The 2,909-nt window shown below is 69.0% G+C and carries 5 protein-coding genes; 4 read left to right on the top strand and 1 reads right to left on the bottom strand.

Annotated elements, in window-relative coordinates:
- The 4 genes from WA944_RS10130 to WA944_RS10115 form a co-directional block, all read left to right on the top strand.
- Positions 1-362: DUF3418 domain-containing protein (locus WA944_RS10130; RefSeq protein ID WP_526646862.1), on the top strand; the 362-nt coding region annotated here is incomplete at its 5' end.
- Between the two features lie 48 nt (positions 363-410).
- Positions 411-635 carry an NAD(P)-binding protein gene (locus tag WA944_RS10125; protein WP_526646860.1) on the top strand — a complete coding sequence of 75 codons (225 nt, stop codon included), beginning with the start codon at positions 411-413 and terminating at the stop codon, positions 633-635.
- A gap of 68 nt (positions 636-703) precedes the next feature.
- On the top strand, positions 704-1,255 hold the full coding sequence (locus WA944_RS10120) for an FAD-dependent oxidoreductase (protein ID WP_526373889.1): 552 nt from the start codon (positions 704-706) through the stop codon (positions 1,253-1,255).
- On the top strand, positions 1,207-1,599 hold the full coding sequence (locus WA944_RS10115; protein ID WP_526373890.1) for a hypothetical protein: 393 nt from the start codon (positions 1,207-1,209) through the stop codon (positions 1,597-1,599). Before WA944_RS10120 ends, WA944_RS10115 begins: the two co-directional genes overlap by 49 nt.
- A 10-nt stretch (positions 1,600-1,609) precedes the next feature.
- Here the strand turns inward: WA944_RS10115 and WA944_RS10110 are convergent, their stop codons facing one another.
- The gene (locus WA944_RS10110) at positions 1,610-2,890 is read right to left on the bottom strand and encodes an HNH endonuclease signature motif containing protein (RefSeq protein WP_526646858.1); all 1,281 of its coding nucleotides are present in this window, start codon (positions 2,888-2,890) and stop codon (positions 1,610-1,612) included.
- Positions 2,891-2,909: the final 19 nt, after the last annotated feature.

The following is a 2,909-nucleotide window of genomic DNA, read 5'->3' as shown; positions in this document are numbered from 1 at the left end:
CGGTTGCCGACATCCGCGCCCAGTTGGCCCGGCTGGTGCCGTTCGGCTTCGTCGCGGCCACCGGGGTGAGCCGGCTGGGTGACCTCGCCCGCTACCTCACCGCGGCGAGCCGGCGGCTGGAGCGACTGCCGCACGCGCTCAACGCCGACCGCGAGCGGATGACGCGGGTGGCTGCGGTGCAGGACGCCTACGACGAACTGCTCGTGGCGCTATCCCCGGACCGTGCCGCGGCCGCGGACGTGCGCGACATCGGGTGGCTGATCGAGGAACTGCGGGTCAGCCTGTGGGCGCAGCAACTCGGCACCGCGCGCCCGGTCAGCGAACAGCGGATCTTCCGCGCGTTGGACGCGGTCCACGACTAGCCGATCGGGTGCACGGCGCAGCGGCGATCGGGCGCTAGTGTTTGCTTCGTGCGGGACTGGAGCGGCCACCGGGCCGTGGTCGTCGGCGGTTCGATCGGTGGCCTGACCACCGCGTTGCTGCTGCGCAGGCTGGGTTTCGACGTCGAAGTCTTCGAGCGCACACCCACCGACCTCGACGGCCGGGGCGGCGGCACCGTCCTGCCCCCCGAGACGCTGCGCTGGTTCGTCGAGTGCAGCGATCAGCACCCCGAAACCGTCAGCACGTCAACCTGATTCATGCAATATCTGGGCGAGGGCAGCAAGATCCTGTACCGGGAGCCCGCGCCATGGCGGTTCACGTCATGGGGCACGTTCCACCGGGCACTGCTGGCGGATTTCGGTCGCGATCACTACACCTCGGGGAGTGCGCCTCGGGCTTCGACCAGGACGCCGACGGTGTCGAGGTCCGCTTCACCTCCGGCCGGTCCGAGCGCGCCGACCTGGTGGTGTTCGCCGACGGCATCGGTTCGGCCAATCGGCGCCAATTCTCGCCCGAAGCCCGGCGCGAGTACGCGGGTTATGTGGACTGGCGGGGGCTGGTGTTTGAAAGCCGGTTGTCCGCCGGCACGTTCGAACTGCTCCACGACTCGGTCACCGATTGTGTCGCGCCCGGCACCCACGTCCCCATGTACCCGATCCTGTCACCCGAGGGCGGTCTCGCGGTGGGAGAGCGGTCCATGAACTACGTGTGGTACCGCAATGTCGCCGTGGGTGACGAACTCGACGAGTTGATGACCGACAAACGTGGTGTTCCGGCAGAGGTGTCGCTGCACCCCGGGCAGGTGCAGGATCAGTTCGTCGAAGAATGCGTTCGGCGGCAGCCGATCTGCTGGCACCAGCGGTCGCCGAAGTAGTGCTGCGCACCGAGCAGCCGTTTCTCCAGGCGGTCTACGACGTCGGGGCACACCGGATGGCTAGAGACCGGGTGGCGCTGCTCGGGGATGCGGCGAGCACCGCCCGGCCTCATCCGGCGGCGGGCACGGCGAAAGCCGCGGCCAATGCCTGGGCACTCCACGACGCGCTGGCCGAGAACGCGGACATCGCCGAAGCGCTGGCCGCATGGGAGCCCGGTCAGCTCGAACTGGGGCAGCGGCTGCTGCAGCGGGCCAAGGCGATGGGCGCTCGCTTACAGGTCGACTGCACCTGGGTGCCGGGAGATCCCGACAACAAGCTGGGCCTCTACGGCGCGGGCGACTAGAGCACAGGCCTTAGCTGGCCTGGTCCATCGTCGGTGGTGGTGGTTGGTAGGGGGTGTACCACTGCCATTGGGCGCGTTCGCCGGTCGGCCCGCGGTAGGGGGCGACTGCCGGTGGGGGTGTGGTGGGTGGTCGTGCCAGTGATCCCGCGCTGAGTTGTTGGCCTTCGTCATCGGTGACTTTGAGGCGGTGGGCGGGCCCGGTGAGGGTGATGCCGCCGAGGTGGTGCAGCCGGTGGTGGTAAGGGCAGAGCAAGACGAGGTTGTCGAGTTCGGTGGCGCCGCCGTCTTCCCAGTGCCGCAGATGATGAGCGTGCAGGCCCCGGGTCGCTCCACACCCGGGCACCACACAGCAGCGGTCCCGATGCTCCAACGCCCGGCGCAGCCGACGGTTGACCGTCCGGGTGGCCCGACCGGCGCCGATCACCCGGCCGTGGCGTTCGAACCACACCTCACACGTGGCATCACAGAGCAGGAAACGACGCTCGCCGTCGGACAGCAGCGGCCCCAGATGCAGTGACGCGACGTGTTGGTCGACGTCGACGTGCATCACCGCGGTGGTGCGTTGGCCGTGCGGGCGGCGCGCCACGTCGCTGTCCCAGCCGGCTTCAACCACGCTCATGAACGCATCCACGGTGCTCGGAAACGGCGGCGCTTGATCCGACACCCGACCACCGGTGTTGTGGTCGTGTCGCCACGCGGTGACCAGCGCGTCGAGGTGGGAGGCCAGCGCGGCGTCGACGACCGCGGCCTCAGCGTGTGGCAGCCGGATCCGGTAGGTGGCGTGGGTGTCGTCGCCGGTCTTGATGACCGACCGCTCCCACACCGGGTCGGGCTCGGGCTGCGGTTTGGGTTCGGGTTTGGGTTTGGGTCGGGGTGCGGCTTTGAGGGCGGTGTGCAATTGGGTGACCGTCGCGCTTTCGGCCAGCTGCGCGTAATGCTCATCGGAGCCGGCGGCGGCCCGCCCGGCGATCACCCCGACCTGATCCAACGACAACCGCCCGTCGCGCAACCCTCGGGTGCAGCGCGGAAACTCTGCGAGCCGCCCTGCGATGGTGGTGATGGTGTGCGCGTTGGTCGGTGAGGTGCCCAGTTTCCAGGCCACCAACCCCGCCACCGAACGCGCCCCGGTCAGGCCGCATAGCTCGTCGCGGTCGATCTCGGCGACGATCTCGGCGACGATCTCCACGATCCGTCCATCGATCGCATTCCGCTGCCCCGCCAGCTCCGCCAACTCGGCGAACAACACCTCAAGACGCTCCTTGGGAGCCAGAGAAGTTGCCGCCGAAGACATGCCACCATCATCACAGGAG

It is taken from the genome of Mycobacterium sp., from assembly GCF_049683355.1.
Lineage (GTDB): Bacteria > Actinomycetota > Actinomycetes > Mycobacteriales > Mycobacteriaceae > Mycobacterium.
Note: the sequence above shows the minus strand (reverse complement) of the source record. Positions and strands in the feature narration are given on the sequence as shown.

Coding starts and splice junctions, on each gene's coding strand:
- WA944_RS10115 (WP_526373890.1), top strand. CDS start 1,207: ATGCGTTCGGCGGCAGCCGATCTGCTGGCACCAGCGGTCGCCGAAGTA.
- WA944_RS10120 (WP_526373889.1), top strand. CDS start 704: ATGGGGCACGTTCCACCGGGCACTGCTGGCGGATTTCGGTCGCGATCA.
- WA944_RS10110 (WP_526646858.1), bottom strand. CDS start 2,890: ATGTCTTCGGCGGCAACTTCTCTGGCTCCCAAGGAGCGTCTTGAGGTG.